Below are 17,787 nucleotides of genomic sequence, written 5' to 3' on the forward strand. Positions count from 1 at the left end.
GGCTCATGTCAGTCCTCGGTTGATGCGGCGGATCAGGCCGGGCCCGCGGTAGATCAGCCCGGTGTACACCTGGACCAGGCTGGCTCCGGCGTCGAACAGCCGGGTCGCGTCGGCGGGCTCGAGGATCCCGCCGACCCCGATGATCGGCAGCGCTCCCCCGGTCTCCGCGTGGATGTGGGCCACCGTCTTGGCCACGGTCTCGGTCAGCGGCCGCCCCGACAGCCCACCGGTCTCACCGGCCAGCGGATGCGACTCGACACCCGGCCGGCCAATGGTCGTGTTGGTGGCGATGATCCCGGCGACGCCGACCTCGGTGCACACCTGCAGCAACTCGTCGATCGCCGACGAGGTCAGGTCCGGCGCGATCTTCACGAGGATCGGCTTCCCGGACAGCCCACCCACGCTCAGACCAGCCGCCTCGGCGTGCAGCGCGGTCAACAGCTCACGCAGGTGCCCGGCGTCCTGCAACTCCCGCAGCCCCGGCGTGTTCGGCGAACTCACGTTGACCGCGAAGTAGTCGCCGTACCGGTAGAGCCGTCGCAGCGACGTCACGTAGTCCTCGACGGCGTCTTCGAGCGGCGTCACCTTCGACTTCCCGATCGAGATCCCGAGCGGGTACCCGAGCGGTCCGTACGCCGTCAGCCGCGCAGCCAGCGCCTCCGAGCCGAGGTTGTTGAACCCCATCCGGTTGATCACGGCCTCGTGCTCGACCAGCCGGAACAGCCGGGGCTTCTCGTTGCCGGGCTGCGGGTGCGCGGTGACCGTACCGACCTCGACGAACCCGAAGCCGAGCGCCGGCCAGGCCCGCAACGCGAGCCCGTTCTTGTCCATCCCCGCGGCCAGGCCGACCGGACCCGGGAAGCGGACGCCGAAGACCGTCCGCTCCGAGCCGGCCTGCCAACGGGCCAGTCCGGGGACGCGGCCCAGCAGCCGCAACCCCTGCAACGTCCGCTCGTGCGCGACCTCCGCGTCGCCCTTCCCCAGCCGGAACAGGACCGGCCGGACGACCCTGCTATACGTCGACATCACTGCACACCGCGGATCCTCGGCACCCAGTCCTGCAGCGACCGCACGCCGATGTCCCCGCCCCGCTGAGCCTCGATCCCCTGTACGGCGGCCGCCAGCCCCTGCACCGTGGTGATGCACGGGATGTTGCGCGCCACTGCCGCACTGCGGATCTCGTACCCGTCCAGTCGCGGTGAGCCGCCCTTGGTGATCCCGATCGGGGTGTTGACGATCAGGTTGAGCTCACCGTCCTGGACCATCTGCACGATCGTCGGCTCGCCGTTCGGGCCCGGTCCCTGGCTGCTCTTGCGAACCGTGACCGCCTCGACCCCGTTGCGCCGCAGCACGTCCGCCGTACCTTCGGTCGCATAGATCTGGAAGCCCAGGTCGGCCAGCCGCTTCACCGGGAAGATCATGTGCCGCTTGTCCCGGTTCGCGACCGACACGAAGACCTTGCCGGACCCTGGCAGCGGCTGTGACGCCCCCGCCTGGGACTTGGCGAACGCCGTCCCGAAGGTGTCGTCCATGCCCATCACCTCGCCGGTCGAGCGCATCTCCGGCCCGAGCACGGTGTCCACCGAGCGGCCGTCGATCGTCCGGAACCGGTTGAACGGCATCACGGCTTCCTTCACCGCGATCGGCGTGGAGGTCGGCAGCGTGCCACCGTCGCCGACGGCCGGCAGCATGCCTTCCGCCCGCAGCTCGGAGATCGTTGCCCCGAGCATCACTCGGGCCGCGGCTTTCGCCAGCGGTGTCGCGGTCGCCTTCGAGACGAACGGCACCGTCCGGGAGGCACGCGGGTTCGCCTCCAGCACGTACAGCACGTCACCGGCCAGCGCGTACTGCACGTTCAGCAGACCCCGGACGCCGACACCGCGGGCGATCGCCTCGGTCGACGCCCGGATCTTCTCGATGTCCGCGTTCCCCAGCGTGATCGGCGGCAGCGCACACGACGAGTCGCCGGAGTGCACCCCGGCCTCCTCGATGTGCTCCATCACGCCGCCGAGGAACAACTCGTTGCCGTCGAACAGCCCGTCCACGTCGATCTCGACCGCGTCGTCCAGGAACCGGTCGATCAGCACCGGGTGCTCGAACGCCTCACCACCGCCCAGCCGCTCCAGCGCCGCGTCGAGCTCGGCCGAGCTGTAGACGATCTCCATCCCGCGTCCACCCAGCACGTACGACGGCCGGACGAGCACCGGGAAGCCGATCTCCTCGGCGATCCGCTGCGCTTCCTCGGCCGACCGCGCCGTACCGTGCTTCGGCGCCGGCAGCGACGCGTCCGCGAGCACCTTCCCGAACGCACCCCGCTCCTCGGCCAGATGGATCGCCTCAGGCGACGTGCCCACGATCGGTACGCCGGCATCCGCGAGCCGCTGTGCCAGACCCAGCGGGGTCTGACCGCCGAGCTGCACGATCACCCCGGCCACCGGGCCGGCCTGCATCTCGGCGTACACGATCTCGAGCACGTCCTCACAGGTGAGCGGCTCGAAGTACAGCCGGTCGGAGGTGTCGTAGTCGGTCGAGACCGTCTCCGGGTTGCAGTTCACCATCACGGTGCAGTAGCCGGCCTCGCGCAGCGCCATCGACGCGTGCACACAGGAGTAGTCGAACTCGATCCCCTGCCCGATCCGGTTCGGCCCCGACCCGAGGATCAGCACCGCCGGCTCGGTCCTCGTCGCAACCTCGGTTTCCTCGTCGTACGACGAGTAGTGGTACGGCGTCTCGGCCGCGAACTCGGCCGCACAGGTGTCGACAGTCTTGTAGACCGGCCGGATCCCGAGTGCCTGCCGCACACCGCGAACGACGTCCTCGGTCAGCCCGCGGATCTCGGCCAGCTGCAGGTCCGAGAACCCGTGCCGCTTGGCCAGCTTGATCACGTCAGGTGTCAGCCGCGGCGCGGCCGAGACCTGCAGAGCGGTCTCGTGGATCAGGTAGAGCTGGTCCACGAACCAGGGGTCGATCCGGGTGTTCTCGAAGATCTGCTCCGGTGTCGCCCCCGCACGGATCGCGTCCATGACGGTGCGCAACCGGCCGTCGTGCGGCGTCTTGATTGCCTCGAGCAACGGCTCCAGCTCGGTCGCCGGCGAGCCGGCCCAGGAGAACCGGGCCTCCGGCTTCTCCAGCGAGCGCAGCGCCTTCTGCAGTGCCTCGGTGTAGTTCCGGCCGATCGCCATCGCCTCGCCGACGCTCTTCATGTGCGTGGTCAAGGTGGCGTCCGCGGCCGGGAACTTCTCGAACGCGAACCGCGGCACCTTCACCACCACGTAGTCCAGCGTCGGCTCGAAGCTGGCCGGCGTCTGCCGGGTGATGTCGTTCGGGATCTCGTCCAGGGTGTAGCCGATCGCGACCTTGGCGGCGATCTTGGCGATCGGGAAGCCGGTCGCCTTCGACGCCAGCGCGGACGAGCGGGACACCCGCGGGTTCATCTCGATCACGATCAGCCGGCCGTCGGCCGGGTCGACCGCGAACTGGATGTTGCAGCCGCCGGTATCGACCCCGACCTCGCGAATGATCCCGATGGCCAGGTCCCGCATGACCTGGTACTCGCGATCCGTCAGCGTCATCGCCGGGGCGACCGTGACCGAGTCGCCGGTGTGCACGCCCATCGGGTCGACGTTCTCGATCGAGCAGATGATCACGACGTTGTCCGCCTTGTCGCGCATCACCTCCAGCTCGTACTCCTTCCAGCCGAGGATCGACTCCTCGATCAGCACCTCGGTGGTCGGGCTGGCGTGCAGGCCGGCGCCGGCGATCCGGCTCAGGTCGGCCTCGTCGTACGCCATCCCGGAACCGACGCCGCCCATCGTGAACGACGGCCGCACCACCAGCGGGTAGCCGAGCTCGTCGGCCGCGCCGAGGACGTCGTCGAGGGTGTGGCAGATCCGCGACCGGGCCACCTCCGCACCGAGCTTCTCGACGATCTGCTTGAACGACTCCCGGTTCTCACCGCGCTGGATCGCCTCGACGGACGCGCCGATCAGCTCAACGCCGTACTTCTCGAGGACGCCGTTGTCGTGCAATGCGATCGCCGCATTCAGGGCGGTCTGGCCGCCGAGGGTGGCGAGCAGCGCGTTCGGGCGCTCCTTCTCGATCACCTTCTCGACGTACTCCGGGGTGATCGGCTCGACGTAGGTGGCGTCGGCGAACTCGGGGTCGGTCATGATCGTGGCCGGGTTGGAGTTCACCAGGATGACGCGGAAGCCCTCTTCGCGCAGCACCCGGCAGGCCTGAGTCCCCGAGTAGTCGAACTCACAGGCCTGGCCGATCACGATCGGACCGGAGCCGATGACCAGCACCGACTCGATGTCTGTACGACGTGGCATCAGCTACGACCTTCCATGAGTTCCACAAACCGGTCGAAGAGGTACGCCGAGTCGTGCGGACCGGCCGCCGCCTCCGGGTGGTACTGCACCGAGAAGGCGAGCACCCGACCGTCCTTGCCGGTCAGCTTCAGTCCTTCGACCACGTTGTCGTTCAGCGACACATGACTGACCTCCGCCGTCCCGTACGGCGTCTCGACCGTCTCCTCGATCGGCGCGTCGACCGCGAACCCGTGGTTCTGCGCGGTGATCTCCACCTTCCCGGTGGCGCGATCGAGCACCGGCTGGTTGATCCCGCGGTGCCCGTACTTCAGCTTGAACGTGCCCAGTCCGAGCGCCCGCCCGAACACCTGGTTGCCGAAGCAGATCCCGAAGTACGGCTTGTTGCGCTCCAGCAGGGCCTTCAGCAGGTCCGTCGGGTGCTCGGTCGTCTCCGGGTCGCCCGGTCCGTTGCTCATGAAGATGCCGTCCGGGTTCACCGCCAGCACTGCCTCCAGCGAGGCGGTGGCAGGCAGCACGTGGACCTCGATGCCGCGCTCGGCCATCCGCTTCGGCGTCATCGATTTGATCCCCAGGTCGAGCGCGACGACAGTGAACCGCTTCTCGCCCTCTGCGGGTACGACGTACGGCTCGAACGTGGTGACCTCGGAGGCGAGGTCCGCGCCGACCATCTGCGGCTGCTGCAGCACCTTCTCCAGCAGCGCGGCTGGGTCGAGGACCTCCGTGGAGATCCCCGCTCGCATCGCACCGCGCTCACGCAGGTGCCGGGTCAGCGCCCGGGTGTCGATCCCGGAGATCCCGACGATGCCCTGCCCCTGCAACTGGTCGTCGAGCGAGCGCGTGGCCCGCCAGTTCGACGGCACCCGGGCCGGGTCGCGGACGACGTACCCGGCGACCCAGATCTTCTGCGACTCGTCGTCCTCGTCGTTGATCCCGGTGTTGCCGATGTGCGGTGCGGTCTGGGTGACGATCTGCCGGTGGTACGACGGGTCGGTCAGCGTCTCCTGGTAGCCGGTCATCCCGGTGGTGAACACCGCCTCGCCGAACGTCTCGCCGGTCGCCCCGTACGACGTACCGGTGAAGGCCCGGCCGTCCTCCAGGACCAGCAGTGCTGGCTGGCTCATCTTTGCTCGGCTCCGATCAGGATCGAGATGGATTCGGTCAGAGGGGCGGTGTCTGCCTTCCGGCGGGGCCGGAACCCGGTGTCGAGCGCGCGGCCGTCGTGGTTCCAGGTGACCACCACCAGGCCGGACTTCTCCGCGGTCACCTTGCCGGCGATCCCGCGGTCGGTCCGGACGCCGGTCAGGTGGTCCACGGGGATGAACACATCCGCCGCCCCTTGCCGGTGGAAGATCAGGCCGGCCTCGCTGACGGCCAGGTCCGCGGTACTGCGGACGCCCAGTTCGTGCACGGCGATCCGGTCCATCCAGTCGCCTGCCGCCGTGGTCGCGACGTACACACCCTCCACGCCTCGCGTCTTGTCCTCGGCCGGTGCGACCGGCAGTGGCGCGAGGTCGGCCTGCCGGGACTGACGGTTCCGCCAGCCCCGGAACATGCCGTAGTAGCCCGCCGCGATCACCAGCAGCGTGCCGAGAATGCCCAGGAAAGCTTTCACCGAGCCACCCGTTCTTCCAAATGACACAGCCCGTCCAGGACGGTCGGCGTACCCCTCAGGAACGTCGCCACCACCTTGCCCGGCAGCGTCATCCCGTCGAACGGGGTGTTCCGCGACAGCGACGCCGACTCCCCCGGTACGACGGTCCGCTCGGCAGCGGGATCGATCAGTACGACGTTCGCCGGCGCACCCACCTCGAGCGGCCGGCCGTGGTCGCCGGCCTGACCGATCGCCGCCGGCCGGTAGCTCATCCGGTCGGCCACGTCCGCCCACGTCATCAGCTTGGTGTCGATCATCGCGTGCTGGACCACACTCAGCGCCGTCTCCAGGCCGAGCATGCCGAACGCCGCCGCGCTCCACTCGCAGTCCTTGTCCTCGACCGGGTGCGGCGCGTGGTCGGTGGCGACGATGTCGATGGTGCCGTCGGCCAGGCCCTCGCGGACCGCCTCGACGTCCTCTTTGGTGCGCAGCGGCGGGTTCACCTTGAAGACCGGGTTGTAGGAGGCGGCCAGGTCCTCGGTCAGCAGCAGGTGGTGCGGGGTCACCTCGGCGGTCACCGCGAGCCCGCGGTTCTTCGCCGCCCGGACGATCTCCACCGAGCCCTTGGTGGACAGGTGGCAGATGTGCAGCTTCGAACCGACGTGCGCGTTCAGCAGGATGTCGCGGGCGATGATCGCCTCCTCCGCGACACTCGGCCAGCCGGTCAGGCCGAGGACGCCGGACAGCGCGCCCTCGTTCATCTGCGCGCCTTGGGTGAGTCGCGGCTCCTGCGCGTGCTGGGCGATCGTGCCGCCGAAGGCCTTCACGTACTCGAGTGCGCGACGCATCAGGGCGGCGTCCCAGACGCAGTCGCCGTCGTCGGAGAACACCCGCACCCGGGCCGCGGAGTCGGCCATCGCGCCCAGCTCCGCGAGCTGCGTCCCCAGCCGGCCCACCGTGACGGCGCCGATCGGGTAGACATCGGCGTACCCGCCCTCGCGGCCGAGCCGCCAGACCTGCTCGACGACTCCGGCAGTGTCGGCCACCGGGTCGGTGTTGGCCATCGCGAACACCGCGGTGAACCCTCCGAGCGCGGCGGCGCGGGTGCCGGTGAGGACGGTCTCCGCGTCCTCCCGGCCGGGCTCACGCAGGTGGGTGTGCAGGTCGACCAGCCCCGGCAGCGCGATCAGGCCCTTGGCATCGACCGTCTCGACATCCTGAGGCGTGTCAAGGTTGGTGCCGACGGCAACGATCTCTCCGTTGTCGATGAGCAGGTCCGCGACCTCACCACCAACGATCTTCGCTCCGGTGATCAGGTATGCGGTCATGCGGTCTGCTCCTCAGGGGTTGTGTCGTTGCTGCCGGAGAGCAGCAGGTAGAGAACGGCCATCCGGATGGCGACGCCGTTGGTGACCTGTTCGACGATCACCGAGCGGGTGGAGTCGGCGACCTCGGCGCTGATCTCCATCCCGCGGTTCATCGGGCCGGGGTGCAGCACGAGCGCCTCGTCCGGCAGCTGTGCCATCCGATGCACGTCGAGCCCGTAGCGGCGGCTGTACTCGCGGGCGCTCGGGAAGAACGCGTCGTTCATCCGCTCCCGCTGGACTCGCAGCATCATCACCGCGTCGCTCTTGGCCAGCACCGAGTCGAAGTCGTACGACGTGGCACACGGCCAGTTGCGCATGTCGACCGGCAGCAGCGTCGGCGGCGCCACCACGGTCACCTCGGCGCCGAGCGTCGACAGCAGCAGCACGTTCGACCGGGCGACGCGCGAGTGCAGGACGTCGCCGACGATCGTGATCCGGCGGCCCTCCAGCGAGCCGAGGTGGCGGCGCATCGTGAACGCGTCGAGCAGTGCCTGGGTCGGGTGCTCGTGCGTCCCGTCACCGGCGTTGACCACCGAGCCGGTCATCCAGCCCGAGGTGGCGAGCAGGTGCGGCGCGCCGGACGAGCCGTGCCGGCAGACGACACCGTCGGCACCCATCGCCTGCAGCGTGAGCGCGGTGTCCTTCAGACTCTCGCCCTTGCTGACGCTGGAGCCCTTGGCGGAGAAGTTGATCACGTCGGCGGACAGCCGCTTGGCGGCCGCCTCGAAGGAGATCCGGGTCCGGGTGGAGTCCTCGAAGAAGAGGTTCACCACGGTCCGGCCGCGCAGCGCCGGCAACTTCTTGATCGGCCGGTCGGCCAGCGACCGCATCTCCTCGGCCGTGTCGAGGATCAGATTCGCCTCGTCGCGGGACAGATCCCCCGCACTCAACAGATGCCTCATGCCTTCGCCCCCGCCCCTGTCTTGTCAGTGCCCTTTTTGTCGGTGTCTGTCCGGTCGGCGATCAGTACGGCGTCGGCGCCGTCGTACTCGGTCAGGTGGACGGTGACGCGCTCGACCAGGGAGGTCGGCAGGTTCTTGCCCACGTAGTCGGCGCGGATCGGCAGTTCGCGGTGGCCCCGGTCGACCAGGACGGCGAGCTGGACCGCGCGCGGCCGGCCGATGTCGCCGATCGCGTCCAGCGCGGCCCGGATGGTGCGGCCGGAGAACAGCACGTCGTCGACCAGGACGACGACCTTGTCGTCGATCCCGTCGGCCGGGATGTCGGTGTGTTCGAGTCCGCGGGGTGGTTTGAGACCGATGTCGTCGCGGTACATCGTCACATCGAGTGACCCTGTCGGCACACTCTGCCCCTCAACGGCCGCGATCCGGGCCGAGATGCGGGCGGCCAGGCCGACGCCGCGCGTGGGGATGCCGAGTAGGACAACGGGGTCGGCACCGCGGTTGCGCTCGAGGATCTCGTGCGCGATCCGGGTCAGTGCCCGGGATATGTCGGAAGCGTCCAGGACCGTGCGCGGCGCCGGTGTGTGGGCGTCGCTCTGGGCATGGTTCATCGCTACCGTTCCTCCTTTCCCGCCTCTCTGGACGGGTCTTTAAAGGACGTTCGGACCGCTTGACATGGTATCGGATGTGACACGCCGTCTTGACGCTGGCCTCTGGCCCGGAATATTGTTACTCTGTGTAACCGAGGGGGGTTTCACCGACCGGGCCGTTCCGGCGGCCCGGACATGACGAAACTAGTCGGAGGGAAGAACCAGCGTGCCTAGCGAATACGCGAAGACACTGGGTGGCAAGTTGCGTGCCATCCGCCAGCAGCAAGGGCTGTCGCTGCATGGCGTGGAAGAGAAGTCCAAGGGTCGCTGGAAGGCGGTCGTCGTCGGCTCGTACGAGCGCGGCGATCGAGCCGTCACGGTCCAGAAGCTCGCGGAGCTCGCCGATTTCTACGGCGTGCCCATCCGTGAACTGCTGCCCGGTTCGGCCAGCGCGGCTGCTGCGGCTGCCGCTCCGCCCCGGTTGATCCTCGACCTGGAGGCCCTACAACACCTCGACGCGAGCGAGGCCGGTCCGCTGACGCGGTACGCGGCCACGATCCAGGCTCAGCGCGGGGACTACAACGGCAAGGTGTTGTCGATCCGTCAGGACGACATGCGGACCCTCGCCGTGATCTACGACGAGTCGCCCACGACTCTGACCGAGCGCTTCATCTCCTGGGGAGTACTGAACTCGGAGGCCAAGGGCGACGTCGAAGAGTCCGAAGTGGCCGGCGCCTGATCCAGTTGGCGTGAGAGACGGTCGGGGCTCGTAGCAGCTGGCCCACGGCCGCCTGCCTTCTCACTCCGAAAGACAGGTTCGATCCGACCAGACAGGTTATTTCCGACCAGGCGGGTACCACCTCATCCGCCGCACAATGGCTGGGGGCCGTTCGCCCCGAGCCGCCAACCACGGGGACGCCGAGTTGGCCCGGGACCGTACCGAGACGGTCACCGGGCTTGATCCCCGAGGAACTCCGAGAGGGCTCGCCCCCCTCGCCCCCTCAGACGCCGAGGGTGGGCTTGAGCTGCAACAGCCGGGCCAGCAGCCCGTTCACGAACGCCGGTGACTCGTCGGTGGACAGATCCCGCGCCAGCGCGACCGCCTCGCTCACCGCGACCACGTCCGGCACCTGGTCGTCGAACAACAGCTCGTAGCTTCCGATCCGCAGGATGTTGCGGTCCACGGCCGGCATCCGGTCCAGCGACCAGCCGACCGAGTGCGTGTCCAGCAAGTCGTCGATCACGTCGATGTGCTTCGCCACACCCTCGACCAACGCCACGGTGAACTCGTTCACCGGCGGATCGTTGTCGGCCACCCGGTCGGCCAGGGTGCCGCCGACCGGCAGGCCTCTGACCTCCGACTCGTACAGCACGTCCAACGCGCGCTTGCGGGCCTTGCTACGGGCAGACATGTTCTGTTGTCAGCTCTCTTGTCGAACCTGGGCGTCAGGAGGTGACGCGACCGAGGTAGTCCCCGGTGCGGGTGTCGACCTTGACCTTCTCGCCCGTGGTCAGGAACAGCGGGACCTGGATGTCGTAGCCGGTCTCCAGCTTGGCCGGCTTGGTGCCGCCGCTGGAGCGGTCGCCCTGCAGACCCGGCTCGGTGTACTCGACCGTGAGCTCGACCGAGGCCGGGAGCTCGACGTACAGCGGGAGGTCGTCGTGCACCGCGACGATGGCGTCCTGGTTCTCCAGCAGGAAGTGGGAGGCGTCGCCGACCACCTCGGGCTGGATCTGCAGTTGGTCGTAGGTGGACTTGTCCATGAACACGTACGCCGAGCCGTCGTTGTACAGGTACGTCATGTCGCGCTTGTCGACGGTCGCGACCTCGACCTTGACGTCCGCGTTGAAGGTCTTGTCGACCACTTTGCCGGACAGCACGTTCTTCAGCTTCGTCCGGACGACGGCGCCGCCCTTACCGGGCTTGTGGTGCTGGAACCAGACGACGGACCACAGCTGCCCGTCCAGGTCGAGCACCATGCCGTTCTTGAGGTCGTTCGTCGTTGCCACGCGGGTGAGCCCTTCGAGATCGATCAGCGGTAACACCGGATTGTAGCGGTCACCTGCCCGATCCTTCGATTCCGCGACTCCGGCCCAACGGCGCGCGGCCCCCGGCGGGCCTTACGCTGGCAGTCCGGAGTGACAGCCAGGATGCCGGGAGGCACCGTGGAGTTCGCGATCTTCATCGTGATCATGATCGTCGTCAGCCTGGTCGCCAAGGCCAAGCAGCGGTCGGCGAAGCCCGGCGAGCCCAATGCCCGCGTACAGAAGCTGATCGAGCGGCTCCAGGCCCAGCAGGGCTTCAACCAGCCGACCCAACTCCAGCATTCGGTCCAGTTCCAACCGCCGGCGCCGTACCAACCGGCGGCACAGGTCCAGCCCCCGGCGCAGTGGCTGCCGTCGTACGGACCGCCGCAGGGTCACCGCCCGCCGCAGAACAACCTGCCGACGCCCAGGCGCGACACCGACACCCGGGTGATTGAGTTGATGAACGCCCGCAACGAGGTGGCGGCCATCCGGCTGCTGTGCGACGAACAGGACATGGGCATCCTCGAGGCGCAGGAGTACGCCCGCGCCCTGGTCGCGCCGGCGGACCAGAAACCCCCCTCACCCCAGACCTCGCAGTCGGACCTGGAGTCGGAGCCGAAGTCGGATCCGGATCCGGAGGGATCCGAGACCCGCTACGTCGGTTCGGCCGCGTTCGCCGAGTCGATCTTCGATCTCGACCGCGAGGAGGACACCTGGGCCAGCGGCTGGGTCGACACCCCCGAGCCCGACGATCGCTCCGACATCGACGAGCTCTGGCAGACGGTCCGGAACCCGCCGCGCCCCGGGACTACCCAGCCCAGTTGACGATGAAGCACCCGTGCCGCCGGGTGATCCGGAACCCGGCCGGTACGGCGGCGTGGACCGGATAGACCTGGAACGACGGCCCCGGCCCGTGCCGGTGATGGGCGTCCCAGATCCGCAACTGGTCGACCAGGCGATCGATCAGATCAGCCGCGTCGGGCCCATGACCGTTGACTCCCAGCTCCAGGAACGACGCCGGTCGGCGCCTGGCCGGGCAGGATGTCAGATAGGCAACACTGTCCCGAGTCGCCATCGCCGCGGCTCCCCAGCGCGGAGTCGGCGCGGCTGACTGCGCGGATCGTTCCGCGGACAGAGCGCAGTACCCGGGCAAAGTCCCCGCGAGCCAGAGGTTGAGGTCGGAGAGCGGCTCCTCGCGGTTCATCACGACACCTGACCAGACCTGCTCGCGCGGCTGCTCCAGGACGCCGTCGTACGGATGCGCCTCGATCTCCTGGTCCTCGTCGAAGCTGACATACACCTGGTCACCCGCGATCGGAACGACCCGCTCGTAGTTCGCCCCCGCGCCCTGCATGCAGACGAACCCGCACAGCGTCGTCGACCGGCTCTCCAGATGGTCGTCCACCCGATCGAACGCGATCGACCGGGTCTGCCCCCGCAACCGCAGCGGTACGACGATCCGCCCGCCGGGCCGGAGCTGGTCGATCCAGGCCGACGCGATGTCCCACGCCGTCACGGTCACCACGATCCGGTCGTACGGCGCGCCCTCCGGGACCCCGAACTCACCGTCCGCCCGCACCACGCGGACGTCGTCGTACCCGGCCGCGGTCAGCACCACGCGAGCCCGGTCGGTGACCTCGGGATCGATGTCGACCGTGGTCACCGATCCCTTCGGCCCGGCCAGCTCGCGCATCAGCGCCGCGTTGTAGCCGCCGGACCCGATCTCGAGGACGTGGTCGCCGGGCCGGATGCCGGCCTGCTCGAGCATCAGCGCGACGATACTCGGCTGCGACACCGAGCTGATCGCGATCCCGGCCGCGTTCCGCTTCATCAGTACGACGTCGTCGGCGTACGCCCGGTCCAACGGCGCCTGGGGAACGAACAGGTGCCGCGGCACGGCCTGGAACGCGGCCGCCACCCGCTCGTCCCGAATGGAGCCTTCGGCAACCAAATGCCGGATCAGGGCCGCACGCAACGACTCGGCCTGGAACGAGTCGTCGGCGCTCATGGCCTCAGTCTCTCTTGTCCCCGAGCGACTCGAGCAAGGTCCGCAGGAGATCCACGAACTGCTCCCGCTCGGCCGCCGACAGCCCGGCCAGCAGCTGGTTCTCGGTCTCGATGTGGGCCGGCAGCACGGTGTCGATCAACCGCAGGCCCTGCTCGGTCAGCGTCACCCGGATGCCACGCCCGTCGGTCTCGCTCGGCGTCCGGGTGACCAGACCACGCGCCTCGAGCCGGTCCAGTCGCTGGCTGATCGCGCCGGACGTGACCATCGACGACCGCATCAGACCGGCCGGGGTCAGGCTGTGCTCGGCGTTGCTGCGACGCAACGTCGCCAGCACGTCGAAGGACGCACGGTCGAGATCGTGCCGCGCGAAGTTGCGCCGCAACTCACCGTCGAAGAGCTGGTTGAGCCGGCCCACCCGGCCCACCACTCCCATCGGCGACGCGTCCAGGTCCGGCCGCTGCTCGCCCCACTGCTCGAGCACCAGGTCGACGTGATCTGCCATCTGTTCAGGGTAGTCCAGATCGCTTAGCGCTGAGGGATTGAAGATTGCTTAGCGCTGAGATACTTTATCTTAGTGCTAAGCAATCGAGTCACTCTTCTCCTGATCACGGCGATCACGCCGATGCTCTGGGGCACCACCTACCTGGTGACCACAGAGTTCCTTCCACCGGACCGTCCGTTCCTGGCCGCGCTGATCCGCACGCTGCCGGCCGGTCTGCTGCTGATCGCGATCACCCGCCTGCTGCCGCGCGGCAGCTGGTGGTGGCGGTCGCTCGTCCTCGGAACGCTCAACATCGGGGCGTTCAACGCGCTGCTGTTCATCGGCGCCTACCGGCTGCCAGGCGGGGTGGCCGCGACAGTCGGTGCGATCCAGCCGCTGTTCGTGGCCCTGCTGTCGACCGGTCTGTTGCGTGAGCGGCTCTCACTGCGCACTGTCCTGGCTGCGATCGGCGGTGTGTTCGGTGTCGGCTTGCTGGTACTGCGAGCTGACGCGCGCCTCGACACCTGGGGTGTAGTCGCTGCTCTCGCCGGCGCAGTTGTGATGGCGTTCGGCGTCGTACTGAGCAAGCGCTGGACCTCACCGGCTCCCCTGCTGGCCACGACTGGCTGGCAACTGGTCGCCGGCGGACTGGTTCTGCTGCCGGTCGCCTTACTGACCGAGGGAGCGCCACCCGCGATGACCGTCCAGAACATCCTTGGCTACGCGTACCTGACGATCCTCGGCTCCGCGGTCGCCTATGCCCTGTGGTTCCGGGGCATCCGGGATCTGTCCGCCACCGATGTCACGTTCCTACTGCTCCTGAGTCCGGTGACGGCGACCATCCTCGGCTGGCTCGTGCTCGACCAGCGTCTGACCACTCCTCAGGTCATCGGCGGGCTGATTGTCCTCGTGGCGCTCGTGAGCGCCCAGATCAAGCGGAGAGCCACCGCGCCGCCGGTACTGGTTCCAGCGGCGGAGAGGTGCTGAGCATGCGCCTCCTCGTCTTCGGAGCGTCCGGCGCCGTCGGCAGCCGGGTCGTCCAGGAAGCAGCTGCCCGCGGCCACCAGGTGACACCGGTCAGCCGAACCGCATCCGCTCACTACGTTCAAGGCGATGCCTCCGACCCGGACGACGTCGCCAGGCTCAGCCAGGACCACGACCTGGTCATCAGTGCGACCCGGCCGCGCCCGGGCCAGGAGGGCGAGCTTGTCCAGGCAGCCAAGGGACTGCTGATCGGTCTGCGGTCCAGCGGCGTACGTCTCATCCTCGTTGGTGGAGCGGCGAGTCTGATCGTTCCCGGCACGGAGCTGATGCTCGTGGACTCTCCGGACTTCCCCGTGGACCTGCGTCCGATCGCCCTCGCCTGCAACGAGCAGTTCGACCTGGTCCGCGCGAGTACCGATGTCGACTGGACCTACGTCAGTCCCCCGGCCCTCCTCGAGCCAGGTACCCGGACCGGCACCTATCGACTGGGCAGCGACCACCTGGTGACCGCCGACGACGGCACGTCGTACATCTCGATGGAGGATTTCGCCATCGCCGTGGTCGACGAGGCTGAGCAGGGGCAGCAGGTCGGTCGCCGATTCACGGTTGGCTACTAGGGCAGTCGGGGTGCCCGATCGGCTGTACTGCGGCTCGGTGTGCCGGCACCCGCACGAGCCGATTCTTGAAGTGTGTCAACTGCAGCGGCGAACACGACAACGCCGGCCCTCGCGCGAGGCGAAGGCCGGCGGTTGGCGATCCAGTTAGATGAGGCCCTCACGCAGTGCGTAGGCGACGGCGTGCGACCGGTTCTTCAGTTGCAGGCGGCTGGTCACGTCGTGCAGGACGTTCTTGACCGTCCGCTCCGAGTAGGACAGCTCCCGCGCGATCTCCTGCGTGTCCTTGCCGTCGGCCACCAGCCGCAGTACCTGCGTCTCGCGGTCGGACAGCCCGGTGTGGGACAGCCCACGCGGTGCCAGCACGTGCCGCTGCATCCGCGACACCTGACCGAGCAACCGGCCCAGCAGATCCGGCGGCAGGCTGCCGTCACCCGCGGCGGCGGCCTGCACCGGCTGCACGATGCGGTCGGCCGTCGCCTCGGTACGCCGAAGCACGCCGGACACTCCCAGCTCGACCGCGGCCATCAACGCGTCGTCGTCGATCGTGCTGCCGATCAGCACGGTCCGGCGACACCCCCGTTGCGTGGCCGACCGGAGCACCTGCACCGCTGCCGTGTCGAGCGAGTCGACGGCGATCAACGCGACCACTGGCGGGGCGGTGCGCTGATCGGTCGATTGGCTTTGCAACGACTGGGCCTCCACCGACTGGACCTGCACCGACTGGACTGGTACGGACCGGACCTGCAGCGACTGGCGCGGCAGCGCGGCCAGGTCGGCGTCGGTGATCAGGACGACCTCCGGCCGCTGCCCGAGCGCGTGCACCAACCCGAACTGCGACAGTGGGTCGAGGGCCTTCACCCAGACAGGAATACGTGGTTGCGTCGTCATACTCGTCACTCCCCCAGAGCGTTGATGAACGGAACGGACTGAATCCGTAGTCACACGAACCCCCCAAATCGTCGATTCCGATCGTGCTCCCGAACCTTCAGCCAGCCTTAAACCGGTGACGGCCGGATCACGATCCAACGCCCAGCGTGAACCACTGGCATTTCACCGACGTCTCACCCCGATCTCTCTTGTCCGGAGACCGGTGAAACAGGCCCGTCAGTCCCGCCGGAACCTGCCCACACCTGCTAGATGCCCGAAAGGGCAGGTTGGTTGCGTCAGTCCGTCAGGGAGCTGATCGCGCGCAGCGCGAGCCGGAAGGAGTCGACGCCGAAACCGGCGATGGTGCCCGTGGCCACGCCGGCCACCACGCTGGTGTGCCGGAACTCCTCGCGGGTCGCGGGGTTGGTGAGGTGGACCTCGATCAGCGGCGCGGTCCGCTGGGCGCAGGCGTCGCGCAGGGAGTACGAGTAGTGCGTGAACGCGGCCGGGTTGAGCACGACCGGGAGCTTGCCGTCCGCCGCCTCGTGCAGCCAGCCGACCAGCTCGGCCTCGTCGTCGGTCTGCCGTACCTCGACCTGCAGCCCGAGCTCGGCACCGGTCTTCTCGCACTCCGCGACCAGGTCGGCGAACGTCGTCGTCCCGTACCTCTCCGGCTCCCGCGACCCCAGCCGCCCGAGGTTCGGTCCGTTCAGCACCAACACGCGTCGCCCAGTCACGCCAACACCCTAATGCAGGGCATCGCGAACCAGGACCCAGCGTCGTCGTCAGGTACGACCACGTCATCGTGGTCGAGCCGGCCGAGATCATCGGAGCCGAGCCGCGCGGCCTGAACCGGCTGTACGTCGCACTCACCCGCGCGGTGTCCCGGCTCGACGTCCTGCACTCCGCAGATCTCCCGCCCGAACTCGCCACTCAGGACCAGGGAGCTCCGGGACCACCCATGCGCTTGGCGTAGTCGGAGCCCCGGGCCAGTTCACCTCGACGCACTGGCTTGTCGGTGAAGGCCGAGGCGTAGATGGCCGCCGCGAGCTCGATCGTGTTCCGGGCTTCCGCGAGCGGAACAGGCGCCTGCGAGCCGGCCGTCAGTGCATCCAGTACGGCGTTGAGCTGAGCAGTGTGCCCACTCGGGACCACGGGAAGGTCTTCGGACCAGGCCGATGCCACCGCGTCCTGTGAAGGCCCCGGCGTGATCGTCCAGTCCTCGTTCTTGTAGCCGTACAGGTGCTCCAGCTCAGCCGTCGCGTTCTCGTAGTCGAAGCGGAGCTGGGAGGTCTGCCGCGGCGACACCAGCGAGTTGACGATCGACGCCACCGCGCCGTTCTCGAAGGTGACCAGGGCCATCGAGACGTCCTCGGTCTTGGTCGGGCGGGCCTGCCGGGCCGCGATCGCGGTCACCTTCTCCCACGGACCCAGGATCGACAGCAGCAGGTCGAACTGGTGGATCCCGTGACCCATCGTCGGTCCGCCACCCTCGACCTCGAAGGTCCCACGCCACGGCATCGCGAAGTACTCGTCGTCCCGGTACCAGGTGGTGTTGCACAAGGCAACCAACGGCCGGCCCAGCACGCCGTCCGCCGCGAGTTCCCGCAACCGCACCGCCCCGGAACCGAACCGGTGCTGGAAGATACACACGACCTGGGCCGACGACGCGCGCTCCGCGTCGAGCAGCGTGTCGAGCTCGTCCAGCGACAACGTCGGCGGCTTCTCCACCAGGACGTTGACGTTCGCCGCCAGGCATTCCGCGGCCAACGGGACGTGCGAGCTCGGCGGCGTACACAGGTGGACGAGGTCGACGTCGCCGGCCGCGAGCAGTTCGGTCAGGCTCGGGTACACGGCGGGGATGTCCCACTTGGTTGCGAACGCCGTCGCCCGGTCGAGCTCGACGTCGACCGCGCCGACAAGCTGGGCGCGATCCGCACAGGCCACCACCGCCCCGGCATGGGCGTTGGCGATCCCGCCGGTGCCGACGATCGCGATCCGGTACTTGCTGTCAGACATAC

19 protein-coding genes are annotated in these 17,787 nt (G+C 68.6%); 4 read left to right on the forward strand and 15 right to left on the reverse strand.

What is annotated here, in order from left to right:
* Window positions 1-3 precede the first annotated feature (3 nt).
* Genes EV652_RS13175 through pyrR form a run of 7 tightly spaced genes read right to left on the reverse strand, consistent with a single transcriptional unit; the run spans window position 4 to window position 8,802 of the window.
* The gene (locus EV652_RS13175; RefSeq protein WP_132209381.1) at window positions 4-1,026 is read right to left on the reverse strand and encodes a quinone-dependent dihydroorotate dehydrogenase; all 1,023 of its coding nucleotides are present in this window, start codon (window positions 1,024-1,026) and stop codon (window positions 4-6) included.
* Entirely contained in the window at window positions 1,026-4,331 is a 3,306-nt protein-coding gene (carB, locus tag EV652_RS13180; RefSeq protein ID WP_132209382.1) for a carbamoyl-phosphate synthase large subunit, read from the reverse strand. The genes EV652_RS13175 and carB overlap by 1 nt, the downstream gene beginning before the upstream one ends.
* Window positions 4,331-5,452 carry a glutamine-hydrolyzing carbamoyl-phosphate synthase small subunit gene (carA, locus tag EV652_RS13185; protein ID WP_132209383.1) on the reverse strand — a complete coding sequence of 374 codons (1,122 nt, stop codon included), beginning with the start codon at window positions 5,450-5,452 and terminating at the stop codon, window positions 4,331-4,333. The genes carB and carA overlap by 1 nt, the downstream gene beginning before the upstream one ends.
* A complete protein-coding gene (locus EV652_RS13190) occupies window positions 5,449-5,943 on the reverse strand; it encodes a PH-like domain-containing protein (protein ID WP_132209384.1) in 495 nt (164 codons plus the stop codon). Before EV652_RS13190 ends, carA begins: the two co-directional genes overlap by 4 nt.
* Entirely contained in the window at window positions 5,940-7,250 is a 1,311-nt protein-coding gene (locus EV652_RS13195; RefSeq protein WP_132209385.1) for a dihydroorotase, read from the reverse strand. Before EV652_RS13195 ends, EV652_RS13190 begins: the two co-directional genes overlap by 4 nt.
* Entirely contained in the window at window positions 7,247-8,191 is a 945-nt protein-coding gene (locus EV652_RS13200; protein WP_132209386.1) for an aspartate carbamoyltransferase catalytic subunit, read from the reverse strand. Before EV652_RS13200 ends, EV652_RS13195 begins: the two co-directional genes overlap by 4 nt.
* Entirely contained in the window at window positions 8,188-8,802 is a 615-nt protein-coding gene (gene pyrR, locus EV652_RS13205; protein ID WP_132209387.1) for a bifunctional pyr operon transcriptional regulator/uracil phosphoribosyltransferase PyrR, read from the reverse strand. Before pyrR ends, EV652_RS13200 begins: the two co-directional genes overlap by 4 nt.
* A gap of 205 nt (window positions 8,803-9,007) precedes the next feature.
* On the opposite strand from pyrR, the gene bldD reads away from it, so the two are divergent.
* A complete protein-coding gene (gene bldD, locus EV652_RS13210; protein ID WP_132209388.1) occupies window positions 9,008-9,520 on the forward strand; it encodes a transcriptional regulator BldD in 513 nt (170 codons plus the stop codon).
* Window positions 9,521-9,782: 262 nt separating this feature from the next.
* Here the strand turns inward: bldD and nusB are convergent, their stop codons facing one another.
* Together nusB and efp are read right to left on the reverse strand one after the other, a co-directional pair.
* Window positions 9,783-10,193, reverse strand: a complete 411-nt coding sequence (gene nusB / locus EV652_RS13215; protein WP_132209389.1) for a transcription antitermination factor NusB — start codon at window positions 10,191-10,193, stop codon at window positions 9,783-9,785.
* 34 nt (window positions 10,194-10,227) lie between these two features.
* On the reverse strand, window positions 10,228-10,761 hold the full coding sequence (efp, locus tag EV652_RS13220) for an elongation factor P (RefSeq protein ID WP_242001774.1): 534 nt from the start codon (window positions 10,759-10,761) through the stop codon (window positions 10,228-10,230).
* A 186-nt stretch (window positions 10,762-10,947) separates the two neighbouring features.
* On the opposite strand from efp, the gene EV652_RS13225 reads away from it, so the two are divergent.
* Window positions 10,948-11,634: a hypothetical protein gene (locus EV652_RS13225; RefSeq protein ID WP_132209390.1), complete on the forward strand. Its 687-nt coding sequence runs from the start codon at window positions 10,948-10,950 to the stop codon at window positions 11,632-11,634.
* Here EV652_RS13225 and fxlM read toward each other — a convergent pair.
* A complete protein-coding gene (gene fxlM, locus EV652_RS13230) occupies window positions 11,618-12,817 on the reverse strand; it encodes a methyltransferase, FxLD system (protein ID WP_132209391.1) in 1,200 nt (399 codons plus the stop codon). The two genes, EV652_RS13225 and fxlM, sit on opposite strands and share 17 nt — an antisense overlap.
* A gap of 4 nt (window positions 12,818-12,821) precedes the next feature.
* Entirely contained in the window at window positions 12,822-13,319 is a 498-nt protein-coding gene (locus tag EV652_RS13235) for a MarR family winged helix-turn-helix transcriptional regulator (protein ID WP_132209392.1), read from the reverse strand.
* Between the two features lie 72 nt (window positions 13,320-13,391).
* Between EV652_RS13235 and EV652_RS13240 the strand changes: the two genes are divergently transcribed.
* Window positions 13,392-14,285, forward strand: coding sequence for an EamA family transporter (locus tag EV652_RS13240; protein WP_132209393.1), 894 nt, complete (start codon window positions 13,392-13,394; stop codon window positions 14,283-14,285).
* 2 nt (window positions 14,286-14,287) lie between these two features.
* Window positions 14,288-14,899, forward strand: a complete 612-nt coding sequence (locus tag EV652_RS13245) for an NAD(P)-dependent oxidoreductase (protein ID WP_132209394.1) — start codon at window positions 14,288-14,290, stop codon at window positions 14,897-14,899.
* Between the two features lie 144 nt (window positions 14,900-15,043).
* Here EV652_RS13245 and EV652_RS13250 read toward each other — a convergent pair whose 3' ends face one another.
* The 4 genes from EV652_RS13250 to EV652_RS13265 form a co-directional block, all read right to left on the reverse strand.
* Window positions 15,044-15,787 (reverse strand): helix-turn-helix transcriptional regulator, encoded by a 744-nt coding sequence (locus EV652_RS13250; RefSeq protein ID WP_242001734.1) that lies wholly within the window; start codon window positions 15,785-15,787, stop codon window positions 15,044-15,046.
* Between the two features lie 275 nt (window positions 15,788-16,062).
* Window positions 16,063-16,503 (reverse strand): type II 3-dehydroquinate dehydratase, encoded by a 441-nt coding sequence (gene aroQ / locus EV652_RS13255; protein ID WP_132209395.1) that lies wholly within the window; start codon window positions 16,501-16,503, stop codon window positions 16,063-16,065.
* On the reverse strand, window positions 16,500-16,670 hold the full coding sequence (locus EV652_RS44585) for a hypothetical protein (RefSeq protein ID WP_199238161.1): 171 nt from the start codon (window positions 16,668-16,670) through the stop codon (window positions 16,500-16,502). Before EV652_RS44585 ends, aroQ begins: the two co-directional genes overlap by 4 nt.
* A 29-nt stretch (window positions 16,671-16,699) precedes the next feature.
* A complete protein-coding gene (locus tag EV652_RS13265) occupies window positions 16,700-17,785 on the reverse strand; it encodes a Gfo/Idh/MocA family protein (protein WP_132209396.1) in 1,086 nt (361 codons plus the stop codon).
* Window positions 17,786-17,787 lie beyond the last annotated feature (2 nt).

Source organism: Kribbella steppae, assembly GCF_004342025.1.
Lineage (GTDB): Bacteria > Actinomycetota > Actinomycetes > Propionibacteriales > Kribbellaceae > Kribbella > Kribbella steppae.

Coding starts and splice junctions, on each gene's coding strand:
- efp (WP_242001774.1), bottom strand. CDS start 10,761: ATGGTGCTCGACCTGGACGGGCAGCTGTGGTCCGTCGTCTGGTTCCAG.
- nusB (WP_132209389.1), bottom strand. CDS start 10,193: ATGTCTGCCCGTAGCAAGGCCCGCAAGCGCGCGTTGGACGTGCTGTAC.
- EV652_RS13265 (WP_132209396.1), bottom strand. CDS start 17,785: ATGTCTGACAGCAAGTACCGGATCGCGATCGTCGGCACCGGCGGGATC.
- EV652_RS13235 (WP_132209392.1), bottom strand. CDS start 13,319: ATGGCAGATCACGTCGACCTGGTGCTCGAGCAGTGGGGCGAGCAGCGG.
- fxlM (WP_132209391.1), bottom strand. CDS start 12,817: ATGAGCGCCGACGACTCGTTCCAGGCCGAGTCGTTGCGTGCGGCCCTG.
- carB (WP_132209382.1), bottom strand. CDS start 4,331: ATGCCACGTCGTACAGACATCGAGTCGGTGCTGGTCATCGGCTCCGGT.
- EV652_RS13200 (WP_132209386.1), bottom strand. CDS start 8,191: ATGAGGCATCTGTTGAGTGCGGGGGATCTGTCCCGCGACGAGGCGAAT.
- pyrR (WP_132209387.1), bottom strand. CDS start 8,802: ATGAACCATGCCCAGAGCGACGCCCACACACCGGCGCCGCGCACGGTC.
- EV652_RS13250 (WP_242001734.1), bottom strand. CDS start 15,787: ATGACGACGCAACCACGTATTCCTGTCTGGGTGAAGGCCCTCGACCCA.
- EV652_RS13245 (WP_132209394.1), top strand. CDS start 14,288: ATGCGCCTCCTCGTCTTCGGAGCGTCCGGCGCCGTCGGCAGCCGGGTC.
- EV652_RS13195 (WP_132209385.1), bottom strand. CDS start 7,250: ATGACCGCATACCTGATCACCGGAGCGAAGATCGTTGGTGGTGAGGTC.
- carA (WP_132209383.1), bottom strand. CDS start 5,452: ATGAGCCAGCCAGCACTGCTGGTCCTGGAGGACGGCCGGGCCTTCACC.
- EV652_RS13175 (WP_132209381.1), bottom strand. CDS start 1,026: ATGTCGACGTATAGCAGGGTCGTCCGGCCGGTCCTGTTCCGGCTGGGG.